We start from the raw sequence: 17,326 nt of genomic DNA, 5'->3' as shown, positions 1-17,326 counted from the left end.
TGTCAGATTATTGTCGATACCCCAGGCGATACAGGCGCCGGTGATGGCGAGCGCACCGAAGCCGAAGCCCGAGGGCCCGCCCTGCCAGGACAGCAGCACGGCCCCGGCCAGGATGGCGAAAGCGCCGAGCAGCAGCCGGCGGTCGACATTCTCGCGGAATATCACCCAGGCGATCGCCATGGTCGCCAGCCCCTCGACATTGAGCAGCAGGGAAGCGGTCGAAGCCGGCGTCCGGGCGAGGCCGAGCATGAGGAGAAGCGGCCCGGCGACCCCGCCCGAGAGCACCACGGCGGTGAGCCAGGGCAGGTCGCGCCGGGAGAGCGACGTTTCGGCGGCGGGACCGCCCCGCAGACGCCGCGCCAGCGCGAACAGGCCGAGCCCGCAGCCCGAGCCCAGATAGAGCAGGCCGGCGAGCAGCCAGGGATCGACGCCTTGGCCGAGCAGCAGCTTGGCGAAGGGCGTGCTGGCCCCGAACAGGAGGGCGGAGGCGAGGGCGAGCAGGGGGCCCGTCATCGCCGGCGCCTCAGGCCGCGCAGACGCGGTCGGCGAGTTTGCGCAGGAAGGCGGTGCAGGCCCGGATCTGGTCGAGGGCGACGAATTCGTTCGGCCGGTGGGCCTGGAGAATGTCGCCCGGGCCGCACACCACGGTCGGGATGCCGTGGACCTGGAAGATCCCGGCCTCGGTCGCGTAGGAAACCGCCAGCGTCTCGTTGGTGCCGGCCAGCGCCTTGGCCAGCACCTCTGCTGCCGAGCCCGGATCGGGGCTGAGCGCCGGTGTAACCGAGCGCGGCACGGTGGTGATGGCGGCGACACCGGGCGCCTTTTCTTCGAGGGCGGGCATCACCTGGGTCCTGACGTGTTCCTCGAAGCGGCGGATCGGCTCGTCCGCGTCGGTCCCCGGCAGGGGGCGGTATTCCCAGGCGAAGCGGCAGTGGCGCGGGATGATATTGACCGCCGTGCCGCCCTCGATGGTGCCGACCGAAAGCGTCGTATAGGGCGGCGTGAAGCGGCCGGTGGCATCGCCCCTTGCCTTCAGCTCTTCGCCCATGCGGCCGAGGAAGCCGATCAGGTCGGCCGCCACCATGATCGCGTTGACGCCGACATGGGTGGCGCTGGAATGGGCTTCGAGCCCGGTCACCGTGGTGAAGAAGGAGCGGATGCCCTTATGGGCATCGACCACCTGCATCATGGTCGGCTCGCCGACGAGGCAGAGGCGCGGCTTCGGGTGGTTGGCCACGACATGCTCGATCAGGCTGTGCACGCCGAGGCAGCCCACTTCCTCGTCATAGGAAAAGGCGAGGTGGATCGGTTCCTTGAGGCCCCGCGCCAGGAATTCGGGCACCAGCGCCAGGCAGCAGGCGACGAAACCCTTCATGTCGCAGGAGCCGCGGCCGTAGAGCAGCCCGTGCTGTTCGGTCAGGCGCCAGGGATCGGTCGTCCAGTCCTGGTCGTCGATCGGCACCACGTCGGTATGGCCGGAAAGAATGATGCCGCCCGTCTCGCGCGGGCCGAGCGTCGCATAGAGATTGGCCTTGGCGCCGCCATGGTCGAACACCAGTTCGCTCTCGACGCCATGGCCGCGGAGATAGTGGCGGACGAAATCGATCAGTTCGAGATTGGAATTGCGGCTCGTCGTGTCGAAGGCGACGAGGCGGCGCAGCATCTCCACCGCATCGATATGTTCACCGGCCATTCGGCTCCCTCCAGAACGGGTTCGCCCGCCCCGGGGTCGGAGCGGGCGACTCGAAGTGCCGACTATAGCGAAAATCAGGCGCCGACGCTCGACGCCGGATTGCCGATGATGGTGAGGAATTCGCGCCGGGTCAGCGGGTCGTGGCGGAAGGCGCCCAGCATGCGCGAGGTCACCATGGAAACGCCCGGCTTGTGCACGCCGCGCGTGGTCATGCACTGGTGCTGGGCCTCGATCACCACGGCGACGCCGCGCGGCTGCAGCACTTCGTCGATCGAATTGGCGATCTGTGCCGTCAGCTTTTCCTGGACCTGGAAGCGCTTGGCGTAGGCGTCCACCACCCGGGCCAGCTTGGAAATGCCGACCACGCGGTTCTTCGGCAGATAGGCGACATGGGCCTTGCCGATGATCGGCACCATGTGGTGCTCGCAATGGCTTTCGAGACGGATGTCCTTGAGGACGATCATCTCGTCGTAACCCTCCACCTCCTCGAAGGTGCGGTTCAGCATCTCGACCGGATCGGCGTCATAGCCGGCGAAGAATTCCTCATAGGCGCGGGCGACGCGGGCGGGCGTGTCGACCAGGCCTTCGCGGTCCGGATCGTCGCCGGCCCAGAGCAGCAGGGTGCGGATCGCGGATTCGGCCTCTTCGCGGCTCGGCCGGTCGGTCCGGGCCTTGCCCAGCACGAGGTTCGACTCGCGACCGCCTTTCGGCTTCTCGCCCTTGCCGTCGGCCGGGCGCTTCATGGTGGGGGTGACAGTCATCTCCATCCCTTTCGTTCGGGGTGTCTCGGACCCCGTGTTTCCGGGCCATCGGCTGATCCGGCCGCGGCTTCTACGCTTGCGCCCGCCGGCCGGATCAGGCCGATCAGTTGATGCGCACCGGCTGGTGCGGACTGTCGAGCGAGAAGGCCGGAACCTCGACCTCGAAGGACTCGCCCTTGTCCGTTTCCATCCGATAGGTGCCGAGCATGATGCCCGACGGTGTGGCGAGCGGCGTGCCGCTCGTGTACTCGAAACGCTCCCCGGGTTTCAGGACCGGCTGTTCGCCGACGACGCCCGGCCCGCGCACTTCCTGCACACGGCCGAAACCGTCGGTGATGCGCCAGTAGCGATCCCGGAGCTGCACGGTTTCCGCCCCCTGGTTCTCGATCTGCACGCGGTAAGCCCAGACGTAATAATTCTCGTCCGGCGAGGACTGATCCTCGAGGAAGGTGGGCTTTACCGATACGCGGATCGCGCGGGTCGTCTTGTCGTACATTGCCGTCATCATATCGTCGCGCCACCCGGCAAAGTCCAGGGGCGCCAAGGAAACAGAGCGTTGACGGCCGGTCTCAGCCGAGCGCCTGGTCGAGATCGTCGACCAGATCCTGCGCATCTTCAAGCCCGACCGACAGGCGCATGAAGCCTTCGGTGATGCCGAGATGGGCCCGTTCCGCGGCCGGAAGGCGCTGATGCGTGGTCGACGAGGGGTGGGTGATCAGGCTCTTGGAGTCGCCCAGGTTATTGGAAATATCGATCAGTCGGAGCCGGTTCATCAGGGCGAAAGCGCCCGGCCGGCCGCCCTCGACCTCCAGCGTGACCACCGAACCGCCCTGGCCCGACATCTGCGCCAGTGCCAGTTCGTGCTGCGGATGGGAAGCGAGGCCGGGGTAGGAGACATTCTTCAGCCGCCCCGTCGCCTTGGCCCGGTCCAGGAAGTCGGCCACCTTCTGGGCATTGCTGCAATGGCGCTCGACCCGGAGTTCCAGCGTCTCCAGCCCCTTGAGCAGGAGCCAGGCGTTGAAGGGCGAGAGCGACGGCCCGGTGTGGCGCAGGTACTGGTTCAGGTATTTGTCGAAGAAGTCGCGGTCGCACAGGATGGCGCCGCCGAGACAGCGGCCCTGGCCGTCGATGTGCTTGGTCGCGGAATAGACCACCACGTCGCAGCCGAAATCGAGCGGGCGCTGCAGGATCGGCGTCGCGAAGACATTGTCGATCACCACCTTGGCACCGGCGGCATGAGCCAGTTCCGAGACTGCGGCGAGGTCGATCACGTCCAACGTCGGATTGGCCGGGGTTTCCAGGAAGGCGATCTTGGCCGGGGTCTTCAGGGCTTGGCGCCAGCTCTCGATATCCGAGCCCTCGACGTAATCGACCTTCACGCCGAAGCGGGGCAGGATCTCGTCCAGGATCACCCGGCAGGAGCCGAACAGGGCACGGGCCGAGACGATGCGGTCGCCGGCCGCGAGCTGGCACATCAGCGCGGCATTGACCGCCGCCATGCCGGACGAAGCCGCGCGGGCGACATCGGCGCCTTCGAGGATCGCCATGCGTTCCTCGAACATCGCCGTGGTGGGATTGCCGAGACGCGAATAGGTGAAGCCTTCACGCTCGCCCTTGAAGCGGGCCTCGGCCTCTTCCGCACTGTCGTAGCGGAAGCCCGAGGTCATGAAGATCGCTTCGCAGGTCTCGCCGAAATCCGAACGGTTGGTCCCGCCGCGCACCAGTCTGGTCGCCAGTCGCCACTTGTCCGCTTCGTCGCGGGGCGTACGCCGTGCCATTTGCCTGTCCTCTTGCGCCTTCTCGCGCGCATAAAAAAACCCGGCCTGAGCCGGGTGTTTCCATCCCGGCTTTTTAGCGGTGTTTAACGTGGCCGCAAGCCAGCCGGCTCAAATCCCACGAGGGCGAGACGTTACGCCCGGGCCTCGCCATCGTCAATGGCATAGGGCGGTTGCAGGGGCTGCGGTTGCCGCCGCCCGCCTTGCACCGGATAGTTTGCTGGACGAACCATCATATAAAGAGGCAGGCAGGATGACGCCCTTCACCGACGTGCTGGCCGGCATCGCCCGGCAGGGCGACAGCTTTTCGGTCGGCGTGGCGGAGGACTGGGTGCAGGGCCGGACCCTTTACGGTGGTGCCTCCGCCGCCTTCGCCCTGGCTGCGGCGCTGCGGGCCTTTGACGGGTTGCCGCCGCTCCGCTCCGCCCAATTCGCCTTCATCGGGCCGGCGGCGGGCATGCTGACCCTGTCGCCGTCGATCCTGCGCCAGGGCCGTTCGGCCACCTATGTCGGGGTCGACGTGGCGGGGGAGGCGGGGCTGGCCACGCGGGCGCTGCTCTGCTTCGGCACGGTCAGGGAGTCGGCGGTCGAGCATGTCGCCCTGCCGGCCCCGGCGGCCCCACCAGCCGAGGCTTGCGAAGACTTTTTCCGGGGCGGCATGCGGCCCAATTTCGCCCATCATTTCGACATGCTGCAGGCGGGCGGCGAGGCGCCCTTCTCGATGGCGGAACGGCCCGAATATCTGCTCTGGCTCCGCCACAAGGACCGGGCGGCGGCGAATGACGTCGTCTCGCTGATCGCCCTCGCTGATGCGCCGCCGCCGGCCGCCATGGTGCGCTTCCCGACCTTCGGGCCGATCTCCTCCATGACCTGGTCGATCGAGGTTCTGAACGAGAAGGCGGCCGGGCCGGACGACGGCTGGCGCCTCGAAGAGAGCATCGCGGAAACCGCGACCCACGGCTATTCGGCCCAGGCGATGAAGACCTGGGCGGCCGACGGCACGCCGCTTCTCGTCTCGCGGCAGACCGTCGCGATCTTCGTCTGAGGCTCTGCATCGTTTCTGCACGGCGCGGACGGGGCAAAGCCACGGGACGCGGATCACCCCTGCGCAGGCGGACGCCAGTCTGCCCGGCAGGAGGTGTTCCATGTCCATCCGTCACCTGTATCGGACCAAGGCGGTCGCCGCCCTGGCCCTGCTCCTGCTCGGCGATCTGCTGCTGTTCCAATGCGAAGTCGGCCTGTTCACCGGGCTCTACGGCCTCGCCGTGGTCGGCGCCGTCGCCTTCGTGCACCCGCGTCTGCTGCGCGACCGGGCGGCCACCGTGGCCCTCGGCTTGGCCGGTCTCAGCGCGCTCAGCCTGATCGAAGAACGGCAGTCGCTGCCCTTCCTGCTTTTCTTCACCTGCCTCACCGTGGCGGTGGCGCTGCCCCGTTCGGCCGGTTTCGACGATGCGTTGCGCTGGGCCGGGCGGGTCGGGTTGCTCGGCCTCGTCGCTGTGGCGGTTCCGTTTCGCGACAGCTACCACCTGCTCGCCGCCTTCGAGCGGCGGCCGATCCGCGGCCTGGGGCGCCGTCTCGCCACACTGGCGCTGCCGCTCTTCGGCGGTCTCGTCTTCCTCGCCCTGTTCGCCGATGCCAATCCGCTGATCGAACGGGTGCTGGCCGGGCTCGATCCCGGACGCTGGCTCCACTTCCTGACTGGAGACCGGGTCGCCTTCTGGATCCTTCTGTCGATCCCCCTCGGCCTCTGGCTTCGGCCTTTCGGCCTGCGGCGGCGGCGGAAGACGCGGCCGGCCGGCGAATGGCCTGGCATCACCGTCGCCTCGGTCGGGGCTTCGCTCACCGTCTTCAACCTGGTCTTCGCGATCGAAAACGGGCTCGACCTCTTCTTCCTGTGGTCCGGCGCGGATCTGCCCGAAGGGGTGACGCTGGCCGACTATGCCCACCGCGGCGCCTATCCGCTGATCGTCACGGCACTGCTGGCCGGCGGTTTCGTGCTGGTCGCCCTGCGCCCCGGCACGGCGACGGCGGACGTGCCAAGGCTCCGCCGGCTGGTGGTGCTGTGGATCGGGCAGAACCTCCTGCTGGTCGCCTCCAGCGCCCGGCGCACGCTCGCCTATGTCGATGCCTATGGCATGAGCGAGTGGCGTTTCGCCGCCCTGGTCTGGATGGCGCTGGTGGCGCTCGGCCTCGGCCTCGTCTGCTGGCGCCTGCTGACGGGCAGGAGCGGGCGCTGGCTGATCAACGCCAATGCCCTGGCCGCCGGTCTCGCCCTCGGGACCTGCCTGCTGGTCGTCGATCCCGCCACGGTGACCGCCGAATGGAACCTGTCGCGCGCCCTTGCCGCGGGAGCGAGCGGGCCGTCGGTCGACTGGTGCTATCTCGGCAGGCTCGGCCCCGCCGCCCTGGTGCCGGCGATCCGCTTCGAGCAGGCGACGGAAGATCCTGAGTTGAAGGACGCCGCCGCCCGGCTGCGCCAGGACTTGATGATCGACCTCGAAGAGGCTCAGACGGGCGCCACCGGCGGCTGGACTTTCCGGGGGGCCCGGCGCCTTGCCGCCGCCCGTGCCCTGCTCGGCCAGGATTGACCGCGACCTGCCGCAATGCCAGTGATGAAGCCATGCTCCAGCGCATCCTGATCGTCGACGACGACCCCCATATCCGCGAGTTGCTGGCCTTCGCCCTGGCCAAGGCCGGCTATGATTGCCGCGAGGCGGGCGACGGCGAGGCGGCGCTGGCAGCCGTGGCGGCCTCGGCGCCGGATCTCGTCGTGCTCGACATCAACATGCCGCGCCTCAACGGGCTCGACGTCTGCCGCCGCCTGCGCGCCCAGGGCGAATTGCCCGTGCTCTTCCTGTCGTCCCGCGACGACGAGGTGGACCGCATCGTCGGCATCGAACTCGGCGCCGACGATTATGTGGTGAAGCCCTTTTCGCCGCGCGAGGTGGTGGCCCGGGTCGGCGCCATCCTGAAGCGCGCCCGGCCCCGGGCGGAGGACGCACCGGTGCCGGTGCAGACCGGCCGGCTCCGCCTCGACCGCGAGGGCTGGGCGGCGCTGGTCGACGGCCGGGATGCCGGCCTGACCGCGACCGAATTCCAGCTTCTCGCCGTGCTCGCCGCCGCCCCGGCCAAGGTCTTCACCCGGGACGAGATCATCGACCGGCTGCACGGCCCGGGCTTCGCCGTGACCGACCGCACGATCGACAGCCATATCCGCCATATCCGGCGGAAATGCGCGACGCTCGGGCTCGACGATGCGATCGAGACCAGGGCCGGCATCGGCTATCGCCTGGGCCCCTGTGGGGCGGCACGGTGATCCGCCGGCTGAAGGATGCGATCAAGCGCCATTGGCCGCCGCTTCGGCTTCGGGTGATCCTGACCCTGGTGCTGCTCTTCGTCGCCGTGCTGCCGGCGCTCGGCGCCGTCTTCCTCCGCGTCTTCGAGAATACGCTGGTGCGTCAGACCGAGGCGGAGCTGATCGCCCAGGCGGCGGTGATCGAGGCGGCCTATCTCGCGACCGCCGGAAAGTTGCCGCCGGCCGGCGACTCGCCGGCCTATCGGCCTGAACCGCTGACCATCGATCTCAACGCCATGGACATCCTGCCCGAACGGCCGCCGGGCCGGCCCGCGGGGGCGCCCGACCCGGAAACCGCGCGGGTCGCCGCGGCGATAGCACCCCTGGTCGCCCGGGCCAGCGAGACGACGTTGGCCTCGATTCGGATCGTCGATGCCGCAGGCGTCGTCGTTCTGGGCCGGGCCGACCTGGGCCTCGGCTACGGCGCCCTGCCGGAGGTGCAGGCGGCGCTGGCCGGGCGGAGCCTCACGGTGCTGCGCCGGCGCGGCGACTATGTGCCCCGCTATGCCTTCGAGGTGCTGAGCCGGGCGGCGGCGATCCGGGTTCATTATGCGAGGCCGATCACGGCGGGCGGCAAGGTGGTCGGCGCCATCCTGCTGTCGCGCTCGCCCCGGGCGCTGTTTCGCGGCATCTATGACGACCTCGGCAAGATCGCGGCCGGCAGCGCCATCGGCCTCTTCGTGGTGATCGGCCTCGCCGGGGTGCTGAGCCGCACCATCACCCGGCCGATCGAAGAACTGGGCCGGGCCGCCACGGCGATCGCCGCCGGCCGGGGCGAGGTGCCGGAGACGCCGCAGACCGCCGCCGTCGAGATCCGCGCCCTGTTCCGCGACTTCCGCCTGATGGCGGAGAAGATCGAGCGCCGTTCCGCCTATCTCCGTGATTTCGCGGCGGCGCTCAGCCACGAGTTCAAGACTCCGCTGGCCGGCATCCGTGGTGCCCTCGAACTCCTGGAAGACCACGGCGGCACCATGACCGAATCGGAGCGCCGCCGCTTCCTGGCCAATGCGGCGGGCGACGTGGCCAGGCTCACGCGCCTGGTCGGCCGCCTGCTGGACCTCGCCCGGGCCGACATGGCGCGGTTCGGCGATCCGGCCCGCTGTGCCCTGGCCGATTCGCTGCATCGGGTCGCCGACGCCTTGCGCGGCGCGGATTTCGCGATCGAGGGCGAGGTCGGCGAGGCCATCCTGGCCATGCCGGCGGAGGTGCTGGAAGCGGTCTTCGCCATCCTGTTCGAGAACAGCCGCCAGGCGGGAGCGCATCGGGTGACGGTGACGGCGGCACCCGTCGGCGGCAGGCTGCGGGTCGAGGTGGCGGACGACGGCCCGGGCATTCCCCCCGGTGACCGCGAACGCCTGTTCGAGCCCTTCTTCACGACGCGCCGGGCCGAAGGCGGCAGCGGCCTCGGCCTCGCCATCGCGCGCGCCCTGCTGGCCAATGCCGGCGCTGGCATCGACTTGGTGCCGGGCGAGGGCGGCGCCCGCTTCCGCTTGGAGCTGCCGCTTTCCTAGTGCCGTTTCACCGGGTTTGCTAAGGTGACGGCATGACTTGGAACCGGGTCGTCACTGCCGACGTTTTCTGGGATATTCCGCGCGGCGGCATCGCCTTCTATGGTGACCGACTGGTCGCCTATCGGAACCTTTGGGACGAAGCGGCGGACGACTATGCCGATTGCTACGCCTTGGCGCCTGTCGACCCCGCCTTGCTGCCCCTGATCGAAGAACGGTGGGCGATATGGATCCGCTGGTCCGATGCCCGGGTCCGCGGCGACGCACCGCCGGAGACCCATCCGGCATTACCCGATGACCGACAGCGATACGACACCCTTTGCGGCATCATCGGCCCGCAGATCGAGATTGACGAAAAGTGCTGTCTCCGCCGCCGTGCCGAATTCCGCTGGATCGGGCGCGGATGGAACGGCTACGAGGTCAGGTGGTCGCCCTGCCTCTAGCGCGGTTTCCGGCAAAGCAGAAGCTGGTCTGCCGGAAACAGCTTAGGCGGCGCGGCCCGCCATCGGTTCGGGGGCGGTGAAACGGTCGTCGAAACAGGCGGCGATCTTCTGCACCAGGGCGCGGGCCGTCGGTTCGATGCCGATGTGGCTGCCGTGGCGGCTGACCAGGCCGGCCGCTTCGAGTGGGGCGAGCCGTGCCCAGGCATCGTTGACCAGGGTGGGGTCGAGGCGCAGGCGGTCGGCGATCTTGCCGACGTCGGCTTGGTAGTCGCACATCAGGCGTTCGATCACGGCGCGGCGCAGGCGGTCGGCATTGCTGATGGCGACGCCGCGGGCGGTGGCGAAAGAGCCCTGGGCGACCGCCTTGTGCCAGGCGGTGATGTCCGGCGTGTTCTGGACGTAACCTTGCGGCAGTTCACCGATCGCCGAGGGGCCGAGGCCGACCAGGATGCCGGCGTCGTCGGTGGTATAGCCCTGGAAATTGCGGTGCAGCTTGCCGGCCGCGGCAGCGGTCGCCAGCGTGTCGCCCGGCTTGGCGAAATGGTCGAGGCCGATCGCCTCGTAGCCATGGGCAACGATCAGGTCGAAGGCCGCGGTCGCCTGGATGTGGCGCTCGCTCGGCCCCGGCAGGGATTCGGTCGGGATCAGGCGTTGGTGCGGCTTCAACGCCGGGACATGGGCATAGCCGAAGAGGGCCAGGCGGTCGGGCTGCAGCGTCAGGATCCGGCGCACAGTCTCCATCAGGCCGGCCACGGTCTGATAGGGCAGGCCGTGCACGAGGTCGATATTGATCGACTTGATGCCGCGCTGGCGCAGGCCGTCGACCGCGCGGGCGATCACGCCGAAAGGCTGGAAACGGTTGATCGCCTGCTGGACCTTGGGGTCGAGATCCTGGCAGCCGATCGAGGCGCGGGTCATGCCGGCGGCGGCCCAGGCGTCCAGCTTGGCGTCGTCGATGTCGCGCGGGTCGATCTCGACCGCGAATTCCGTGCCTTCGTCGATCGTGAAGCGGCCGCGCAGGCTGGTCATCAGGTGTTCGATGTCGCGGGCGCCCATGATGGTGGGGCTGCCGCCGCCGAAATGGAGATGCGACAGGCGCGGCTTCCGTCCCATGGCTTCGGCCACCAAGCTCGCCTCGGCGCTCACCGTGGTGACGAAACGGGTCACCGGGCCGGCACGATTGGTCACCTTGGTGTGGCAGCCGCAGAACCAACACAACGAGTCGCAGTAGGGGACATGGATATAAAGAGAGATGTCCCGGTCCGGCGGCAGGTTGTAGAGCCACTCGGCATAGGTCTCGCCGTCGACCCCCGCATGGAAGTGGGGGGCGGTAGGAAAGCTGGTGTAGCGCGGATAGCGCTCTGTAAGATGCGTCTCGGCCATGCACGGAATGAGACGCCCGGAGCTGCAGTTTCGCTTTGATCCAGGTCAAGACGGCATCCCCAAGTCGCGACCTGGTCAATTTCGTCGCAGTTTCGGGAGATTGACCTTAATCAACGATCAACCATGTCTGGTTGAGGCAAAGTCCGATCCGCGGGTGGCCACGTACCGTCACCTTGGAGGGAATGAGCAATGCTGCACAACATCAAGGCCGGCCTTTCTGCGGCCGCCATCATCGCCGGCCTCGGGGTCGGTATCGCTGCCACCACCCCGGCCCAGGCGGCCGATCAGAGCCCCTGGCAGATCCGCGCCCGTGCGCTGCTGGTTCTGCCGGAAGAGGACATGACCGGCTACAACAACGCGGCCCTGGCCGGTTCGGACGTCCGGATCTCCGACTCGATCGTGCCGGAACTGGACATCACCTATTTCTTCACCAAGAACATCGCGGCCGAACTGATCCTGGGCACCACGCCGCATAACGTCGACGTGAAGCGCACCGCGCTGGGCAACCTCGACCTCGGCCACATCTGGCTGCTGCCGCCGACCCTGACCCTGCAGTATCACTTCGCGCCCGACTCCAAGTTCCGTCCCTACGTCGGCGCCGGCGTGAACTACACCATTTTCTACGGCCAGGGCGGCGAGAAGTCCCCGATCACCGACGTCTCCTATGACGACGGCTTCGGCTGGGCCCTGCAGGCCGGTGTCGACATTCCGCTCGACGACCACTGGATGCTGAACGTCGACGTGAAGCAGATCTTCCTGTCGACCACCGCCACGGTGAACGGCGCCATCAAGGCCGACGTGGACATCAACCCGCTGCTCGTCGGCGTCGGCGTCGGCTACCGCTTCTGATCCCCCCCGCGACCGGGTGGCCCGTCGGCCACCCGGCTTCGGAACTCCCCGACGAGGGCCGCCATCGCGCGGCCCTCGGCTTTTTTGGGTCGCCGTCCTGCGACCTTCCGGCCACAGGCACGCCGGAAACTTCGGTCTCGACCCGATTCCACCCCTGATGCGGCGCGGAAATGTTGCGATGCAATATTGCTCGTGCAAAATTCTTGGAACCCGTTTGAAGTAGGCGGGTTGATCTGGGGAAGCTACGAAAGGACAGGTTATCTGTCACAAATTCGTAGTCAGGGTGCCGGCCCCGTCGCTGGCAGTCGCTTGGGAACTGTCGAGAATCGTCATGATCATCGAGCTGAAGCAGAATAACCGCGTTCTGGCCACCGACGTCGTGAGCGCCGCCGAGTCCTTCGAGGCCCGTCACCTGCGCTGGGCCCAGCAGAAGGCCACCGAACTGGCCCTGCACGGCGAATATGAAATCGCCCTGAAGGCCATGAACGGCGCCGTCCGCGCGCATCAGAGCGCCAAGGCCGCCTAAGGTCAGTAACTGGCCCCTATCGGGGCCGGGTTTCGGGGATGCTGCTGCGCGGCTGTGGCTGCGCAGCGCCCCGTTGGCAGGCCCGGATCAATAACGGGTCAGCTTTCTTGCCTCGATCCGGATGGCGCGGGCCGTCTCCGAGGCGATCTGGCGGCGCAGCAATGTCCATACTGCCGCCACCGTCGCCACCATGAAGGCGATCGGCCCGCCGAACCAGAACAGACAGGCCAGGGCGAAATAATAGGCCCTGATGCCGCCGTTGAAGGCCTCCGCACCGCTGGTCAGCACGGTCGCGGTGAGGTCGGCCAGGGTATGGGCCTCATCCGGGGGCGCGTGACTCGGCAATGGCGTCGCCCCGATCAGTGCGATCGCATAGTTGAACTGCCGCAAGCCCCAGGTGAAGCGGAAGAAGCCGGCGACGAAGACGGCGAGCGGCAGGGCCACCTTCAATTCGAAGAAACTGCGCGACGTCTTGACCGTGAAATCCAGTGCCTCGATCGAGGGCTGGATATGGTCGAGACTGGACAAGGCGCCGACCAGCGCCGCCGCGACCAGGACCGTGGTCGAGGCGAAGAACGAGGTCGACTGCATGAAATGGCCCATGAGGGCCGCGTCGGCGATGCGCGCCTCGCGCCGGGCCATGCCTTCCATCCACTGGCGGCGCACCAGCTTCATGGTGAAATTGATCGTGCGGTGGCGCGGCCCCAGCAGGCGCAGCACCCATTCGTAGCCGAACCAGACCACGGCGAAGAGCGCCAGGGCCGCGAGGTCCAGCATGGTGAAGCCGATCCGGTCGAAAAATTCCAGCATGACGCGAGTCTAGCGTGCGGCGGGGCCGCCCGCCATGGTCTGGCAAAAACATCAACACATAAAGATGTCTTTATCTGGTTGCTTGCGCCCCTGGGCGCCTGCTGGTAAGAGAGGGGCCATTCGACGCCGGACAGGCGTAAAACATCGGACAAGGAACCCGACGATGGCCGAATTCACCGATTTCAAGGTCAAGGACCTCTCGCTCGCCGAATGGGGCCGCAAGGAAATCGCCATCGCCGAGACGGAAATGCCCGGCCTGATGGCGCTGCGCGCCGAATATGGCGCCTCGAAGCCGCTGAAGGGCGCCCGCATCGCCGGCTGCTTGCATATGACGATCCAGACCGCGGTGCTGATCGAGACCCTGACGGCGCTCGGCGCCGAAGTGCGCTGGTCGTCCTGCAACATCTTCTCGACCCAGGACCAGGCGGCGGCGGCGATCGCGGCGGCCGGCATCCCGGTGTTCGCCTGGAAGGGCATGAACGAGGAAGAATTCTGGTGGTGCATCCACCAGACCGTGAAGGGGCCGGACGGCTGGGTCCCCAACATGATCCTGGACGACGGCGGCGACCTCACCGTGCTCATGCACAAGGATTACCCCGAGCTGATGGCCGGCGTGCGCGGCCTCTCGGAAGAGACCACCACCGGCGTGCATCGTCTCTATGACATGCAGAAGGCCGGCACGCTGAAGGTTCCGGCGATCAACGTGAACGACAGCGTGACCAAGTCGAAGTTCGACAATCTCTACGGCTGCCGTGAATCCCTGGTCGACGGCATCAAGCGGGCGACCGACGTCATGCTGGCCGGCAAGGTTGCGGTCGTCGCCGGTTACGGCGACGTCGGCAAGGGCTCGGCCGCCTCGCTGCGCGGCCAGGGGGCCCGCGTCATGGTGACCGAGATCGACCCGATCTGCGCGCTGCAGGCCGCCATGGAAGGCTACCAGGTCGTCACCATGGAAGAGGCCGCGCCGCTGGGCGACATCTTCGTGACCACCACCGGCAACATCGACGTGATCACCCTCGATCACATGCGCGAGATGAAGGACCGGGCGATCGTCTGCAACATCGGCCATTTCGACAGCGAGATCCAGATCGCGGCGCTGCGTAACTATAAGTGGGACAACGTGAAGCCGCAGGTCGACGAGGTGATCTTCCCCGACGGCAAGCGCCTGATCGTGCTGGCCGAAGGCCGCCTGGTGAACCTCGGCTGCGCCACCGGCCATCCGAGCTTCGTGATGAGTGCCTCGTTCTCGAACCAGGTCATCGCCCAGATCGAACTCTATAACAATGCGGCCAAATACGAACGCAAGGTCTACATGCTGCCCAAGCACCTGGACGAGAAGGTGGCCCGCCTCCATCTCGCCAAGCTGGGCGTCAAGCTGACCGCGCTGACCCCGGCCCAGGCCGACTATATCGGCGCCAAGGTCGAAGGCCCCTACAAGCCCGAACACTACCGCTACTGATCGCGGGCGGCCTCAGGGCCGCATCGGCACCTTCGAGGGCGGCCGGCCGAGAGGCCCGCCGCCCTCGTCGCTTTCGGGCGACCGACAGCGCTGTCGGGTTTTGTCGGAACTGTAACAGCGGTGTCGGAGCCCTGGCGGCTCCGCCTAAATCTGGTAACATATTGATATAAAATGATTTTTTCCTGTCTGCCCAAGTTGGCACGCGGCTTGCGAAGGAAGGGGTGCGGCGCATGATGCCCGCGCGAACTTCTCGAACGAGACAGGAAACGAACATGAGCGGACTTCGTCAGATCGCGTTCTACGGGAAGGGGGGCATCGGCAAGTCCACCACTTCTCAGAACACCCTCGCCGCCCTGGTCGAGATGGGACAGAAGATCCTCATCGTCGGCTGCGATCCCAAGGCGGACTCGACCCGCCTGATCCTGAACGCCAAGGCCCAGGACACCGTGCTCAGCCTCGCTGCCGAAGCGGGCTCGGTCGAAGACCTGGAACTCGAGGACGTGCTGAAGCTCGGCTACAAGGGCATCAAGTGCGTCGAGTCCGGCGGTCCGGAACCGGGCGTCGGCTGCGCCGGCCGCGGGGTCATCACCTCGATCAACTTCCTCGAGGAAAACGGCGCCTATGACGACGTCGATTACGTCTCCTACGACGTGCTCGGCGACGTGGTGTGCGGCGGTTTCGCCATGCCGATCCGTGAGAACAAGGCCCAGGAAATCTACATCGTCATGTCGGGCGAGATGATGGCGCTCTATGCCGCCAACAACATCGCCAAGGGCATCCTGAAGTACGCCCATTCCGGCGGCGTGCGTCTCGGCGGGCTGATCTGCAACGAGCGTCAGACCGACCGCGAGCTGGACCTGGCCGAAGCCCTGGCCAAGCGCCTGAACTCCAAGCTGGTTCACTTCGTGCCGCGCGACAACATCGTGCAGCACGCCGAACTGCGCCGTCAGACGGTGATCCAATACGCGCCGGACAGCCAGCAGGCCGCCGAGTACCGCCAGCTCGCCACCAAGATCCATGCCAATTCGGGCCAGGGCACCATCCCGACCCCGATCACCATGGAAGAGCTCGAGGACATGCTGCTCGACTTCGGCATCATGAAGACCGAGGAGCAGGCCCTCGCCGAACTCCAGGCCCGGGAAGCGGCCAAGGCCGCGGCTCTCGCCGCTCAGTAACCCGCTGGGTCCCGGCCGCTGCCAGGCGGCCGGGACCGGCGATCGGATCCGGCACCACAGGAGGGCGCCATGAGCCTCGATTACGAAAACGACAGCGAATTCCACGCGCGCCTCATCGAAGAGGTGCTGGAAGCCTATCCCGACAAGTCGCGCAAGCGCCGTGCCAAGCATCTCTCCGTCGCCAAGTCGGTCGACGGCGAAGAGGCGGCCGAGCCGCTGACCGAATGCGACGTCAAGTCGAACATCAAGTCGATCCCCGGCGTGATGACCATCCGCGGCTGTGCCTATGCCGGTTCCAAGGGCGTGGTCTGGGGCCCGGTCAAGGACATGGTGCACATCAGCCATGGCCCGGTCGGCTGCGGCCAGTATTCCTGGTCCCAGCGCCGCAACTACTATATCGGCAAGACCGGCGTGGACACCTTCGTGACCATGCAGTTCACCTCCGATTTCCAGGAGAAGGACATCGTCTTCGGCGGCGACAAGAAGCTCGACAAGGTGATCGACGAGATCAACGAGCTGTTCCCGCTGGCCAAGGGCGTGTCGATCCAGTCGGAATGCCCGATCGGCCTGATCGGTGACGACATCGAGGCGGTCGCCCGCAAGAAGAACAAGGAAACGGGCAAGACCATCGTTCCGGTTCGTTGCGAAGGCTTCCGCGGCGTCTCGCAGTCGCTCGGCCACCATATCGCCAACGACGCCATCCGCGACTGGGTGTTCGACAAGAAGAGCGTGGAATTCGAGGCCGGTCCCTATGACGTCAACGTCATCGGCGACTACAACATCGGCGGTGACGCCTGGGCTTCGCGCATCCTGCTCGAGGAAATGGGTCTCCGCGTGGTCGGCAACTGGTCGGGCGACGCGACGCTGGCCGAGATGGAGCGCGCGCCGAAGGCGAAGCTCAATCTCATCCACTGCTACCGCTCGATGAACTACATCTGCCGGCACATGGAAGAGAAGTACAATATTCCGTGGGTGGAATATAACTTCTTCGGTCCCTCGCAGATCGCCGCCTCGCTGCGCAACATCGCCGCGCAGTTCGACGAGACGATCAAGGAAAACGCCGAAAAGGTCATCGCCAAGTACCAGCCGCTGGTCGACGCCGTGATCGCCAAGTACCGCCCGCGCCTCGAAGGCAAGTCGGTGATGCTCTATGTCGGCGGCCTGCGCCCCCGTCACGTCATCACGGCCTACGAGGACCTGGGCATGCAGATCGCCGGCACGGGCTATGAATTCGCCCATGGCGACGACTACAAGCGCACGGGCCACTACGTCAAGGACGGCACCCTGATCTATGACGACGTGACCGGTTACGAGCTGGAGAAGTTCATCGAGAATATCCGGCCCGACCTGGTCGGCTCCGGCATCAAGGAGAAATACCCGGTGCAGAAGATGGGCATCCCGTTCCGTCAGATGCACTCGTGGGATTACTCGGGCCCCTATCACGGCTATGACGGCTTCGCCATCTTCGCCCGTGACATGGACCTCGCCATCAACAACCCGGTCTGGGGCCTGTTCAAGGCGCCCTGGACCACGGCGGCGTAACGCCGGTGGGCACGGGGCGGTGAGGAACCGCCCCAACCCCTCTATCG

17 protein-coding genes and 1 riboswitch are annotated in these 17,326 nt (G+C 66.9%); of the genes, 10 read left to right on the top strand and 7 right to left on the bottom strand.

Annotated elements, in window-relative coordinates; all coding sequences use genetic code 11:
* From WC493_RS10370 to metZ, 5 genes are all read right to left on the bottom strand, one after another.
* A partial coding sequence (locus tag WC493_RS10370; protein WP_373065269.1) for a DMT family transporter occupies positions 1-513 on the bottom strand: 513 nt, incomplete at its 3' end.
* Between the two features lie 10 nt (positions 514-523).
* The gene (argE, locus tag WC493_RS10365; RefSeq protein ID WP_373065267.1) at positions 524-1,693 is read right to left on the bottom strand and encodes an acetylornithine deacetylase; all 1,170 of its coding nucleotides are present in this window, start codon (positions 1,691-1,693) and stop codon (positions 524-526) included.
* Between the two features lie 74 nt (positions 1,694-1,767).
* Complete coding sequence (gene folE, locus WC493_RS10360; RefSeq protein WP_373065265.1) at positions 1,768-2,454, bottom strand: GTP cyclohydrolase I FolE; 687 nt, start codon at positions 2,452-2,454, stop codon at positions 1,768-1,770.
* 103 nt (positions 2,455-2,557) lie between these two features.
* Positions 2,558-2,950, bottom strand: a complete 393-nt coding sequence (apaG, locus tag WC493_RS10355; RefSeq protein WP_373065263.1) for a Co2+/Mg2+ efflux protein ApaG — start codon at positions 2,948-2,950, stop codon at positions 2,558-2,560.
* A gap of 73 nt (positions 2,951-3,023) precedes the next feature.
* Positions 3,024-4,232, bottom strand: a complete 1,209-nt coding sequence (gene metZ / locus WC493_RS10350; protein ID WP_373065261.1) for an O-succinylhomoserine sulfhydrylase — start codon at positions 4,230-4,232, stop codon at positions 3,024-3,026.
* A 53-nt stretch (positions 4,233-4,285) separates the two neighbouring features.
* Positions 4,286-4,361, bottom strand: a riboswitch (SAM riboswitch).
* A gap of 121 nt (positions 4,362-4,482) precedes the next feature.
* Here metZ and WC493_RS10345 point away from each other — a divergent pair.
* The 5 genes from WC493_RS10345 (at position 4,483) to WC493_RS10325 (ending at position 9,535) form a co-directional block, all read left to right on the top strand.
* On the top strand, positions 4,483-5,274 hold the full coding sequence (locus tag WC493_RS10345) for a thioesterase family protein (protein ID WP_373065259.1): 792 nt from the start codon (positions 4,483-4,485) through the stop codon (positions 5,272-5,274).
* A 100-nt stretch (positions 5,275-5,374) separates the two neighbouring features.
* Complete coding sequence (locus WC493_RS10340; RefSeq protein ID WP_373065257.1) at positions 5,375-6,817, top strand: DUF4153 domain-containing protein; 1,443 nt, start codon at positions 5,375-5,377, stop codon at positions 6,815-6,817.
* Between the two features lie 32 nt (positions 6,818-6,849).
* Entirely contained in the window at positions 6,850-7,545 is a 696-nt protein-coding gene (locus WC493_RS10335; protein ID WP_373065255.1) for a response regulator transcription factor, read from the top strand.
* Positions 7,542-9,095 (top strand): ATP-binding protein, encoded by a 1,554-nt coding sequence (locus WC493_RS10330; RefSeq protein WP_373065253.1) that lies wholly within the window; start codon positions 7,542-7,544, stop codon positions 9,093-9,095. Before WC493_RS10335 ends, WC493_RS10330 begins: the two co-directional genes overlap by 4 nt.
* A gap of 32 nt (positions 9,096-9,127) precedes the next feature.
* The gene (locus WC493_RS10325; protein ID WP_373065251.1) at positions 9,128-9,535 is read left to right on the top strand and encodes a hypothetical protein; all 408 of its coding nucleotides are present in this window, start codon (positions 9,128-9,130) and stop codon (positions 9,533-9,535) included.
* Between the two features lie 42 nt (positions 9,536-9,577).
* Here the strand turns inward: WC493_RS10325 and hemN are convergent, their stop codons facing one another.
* On the bottom strand, positions 9,578-10,918 hold the full coding sequence (hemN, locus tag WC493_RS10320) for an oxygen-independent coproporphyrinogen III oxidase (protein ID WP_373065248.1): 1,341 nt from the start codon (positions 10,916-10,918) through the stop codon (positions 9,578-9,580).
* Between the two features lie 189 nt (positions 10,919-11,107).
* Here hemN and WC493_RS10315 point away from each other — a divergent pair, with 189 nt between their 5' ends.
* The gene (locus tag WC493_RS10315; RefSeq protein ID WP_373065246.1) at positions 11,108-11,767 is read left to right on the top strand and encodes an OmpW family protein; all 660 of its coding nucleotides are present in this window, start codon (positions 11,108-11,110) and stop codon (positions 11,765-11,767) included.
* A 331-nt stretch (positions 11,768-12,098) separates the two neighbouring features.
* Complete coding sequence (locus WC493_RS10310) at positions 12,099-12,293, top strand: hypothetical protein (RefSeq protein WP_373065244.1); 195 nt, start codon at positions 12,099-12,101, stop codon at positions 12,291-12,293.
* An 87-nt stretch (positions 12,294-12,380) separates the two neighbouring features.
* Here WC493_RS10310 and WC493_RS10305 read toward each other — a convergent pair whose 3' ends face one another.
* The gene (locus WC493_RS10305) at positions 12,381-13,103 is read right to left on the bottom strand and encodes a DUF599 domain-containing protein (protein WP_373065242.1); all 723 of its coding nucleotides are present in this window, start codon (positions 13,101-13,103) and stop codon (positions 12,381-12,383) included.
* 163 nt (positions 13,104-13,266) lie between these two features.
* On the opposite strand from WC493_RS10305, the gene ahcY reads away from it, so the two are divergent.
* The 3 genes from ahcY to nifD all read left to right on the top strand — a co-directional run bounded on the left by ahcY (position 13,267) and on the right by nifD (position 17,279).
* Positions 13,267-14,562, top strand: a complete 1,296-nt coding sequence (gene ahcY / locus WC493_RS10300) for an adenosylhomocysteinase (protein ID WP_373065240.1) — start codon at positions 13,267-13,269, stop codon at positions 14,560-14,562.
* A 272-nt stretch (positions 14,563-14,834) separates the two neighbouring features.
* Entirely contained in the window at positions 14,835-15,737 is a 903-nt protein-coding gene (nifH, locus tag WC493_RS10295) for a nitrogenase iron protein (RefSeq protein WP_373065238.1), read from the top strand.
* A gap of 69 nt (positions 15,738-15,806) precedes the next feature.
* Positions 15,807-17,279 carry a nitrogenase molybdenum-iron protein alpha chain gene (gene nifD, locus WC493_RS10290; protein ID WP_373065236.1) on the top strand — a complete coding sequence of 491 codons (1,473 nt, stop codon included), beginning with the start codon at positions 15,807-15,809 and terminating at the stop codon, positions 17,277-17,279.
* Positions 17,280-17,326 lie beyond the last annotated feature (47 nt).

Source organism: Zavarzinia sp. (assembly GCF_041650655.1).
GTDB lineage: Bacteria > Pseudomonadota > Alphaproteobacteria > Zavarziniales > Zavarziniaceae > Zavarzinia.
The sequence above is the reverse complement of the archived record's forward strand: the minus strand, read 5'-3'. Positions and strand labels throughout refer to the sequence as shown.

Excerpts from the sequence above, each read along its gene's own strand:
- WC493_RS10305 (WP_373065242.1), bottom strand. The coding sequence starts at position 13,103 with ATGCTGGAATTTTTCGACCGGATCGGCTTCACCATGCTGGACCTCGCG.
- folE (WP_373065265.1), bottom strand. The coding sequence starts at position 2,454 with ATGACTGTCACCCCCACCATGAAGCGCCCGGCCGACGGCAAGGGCGAG.
- WC493_RS10310 (WP_373065244.1), top strand. The coding sequence starts at position 12,099 with ATGATCATCGAGCTGAAGCAGAATAACCGCGTTCTGGCCACCGACGTC.
- nifD (WP_373065236.1), top strand. The coding sequence starts at position 15,807 with ATGAGCCTCGATTACGAAAACGACAGCGAATTCCACGCGCGCCTCATC.
- WC493_RS10325 (WP_373065251.1), top strand. The coding sequence starts at position 9,128 with ATGACTTGGAACCGGGTCGTCACTGCCGACGTTTTCTGGGATATTCCG.
- hemN (WP_373065248.1), bottom strand. The coding sequence starts at position 10,918 with ATGGCCGAGACGCATCTTACAGAGCGCTATCCGCGCTACACCAGCTTT.
- ahcY (WP_373065240.1), top strand. The coding sequence starts at position 13,267 with ATGGCCGAATTCACCGATTTCAAGGTCAAGGACCTCTCGCTCGCCGAA.
- metZ (WP_373065261.1), bottom strand. The coding sequence starts at position 4,232 with ATGGCACGGCGTACGCCCCGCGACGAAGCGGACAAGTGGCGACTGGCG.
- nifH (WP_373065238.1), top strand. The coding sequence starts at position 14,835 with ATGAGCGGACTTCGTCAGATCGCGTTCTACGGGAAGGGGGGCATCGGC.
- WC493_RS10335 (WP_373065255.1), top strand. The coding sequence starts at position 6,850 with ATGCTCCAGCGCATCCTGATCGTCGACGACGACCCCCATATCCGCGAG.
- argE (WP_373065267.1), bottom strand. The coding sequence starts at position 1,693 with ATGGCCGGTGAACATATCGATGCGGTGGAGATGCTGCGCCGCCTCGTC.
- WC493_RS10340 (WP_373065257.1), top strand. The coding sequence starts at position 5,375 with ATGTCCATCCGTCACCTGTATCGGACCAAGGCGGTCGCCGCCCTGGCC.
- WC493_RS10315 (WP_373065246.1), top strand. The coding sequence starts at position 11,108 with ATGCTGCACAACATCAAGGCCGGCCTTTCTGCGGCCGCCATCATCGCC.
- WC493_RS10345 (WP_373065259.1), top strand. The coding sequence starts at position 4,483 with ATGACGCCCTTCACCGACGTGCTGGCCGGCATCGCCCGGCAGGGCGAC.
- apaG (WP_373065263.1), bottom strand. The coding sequence starts at position 2,950 with ATGTACGACAAGACGACCCGCGCGATCCGCGTATCGGTAAAGCCCACC.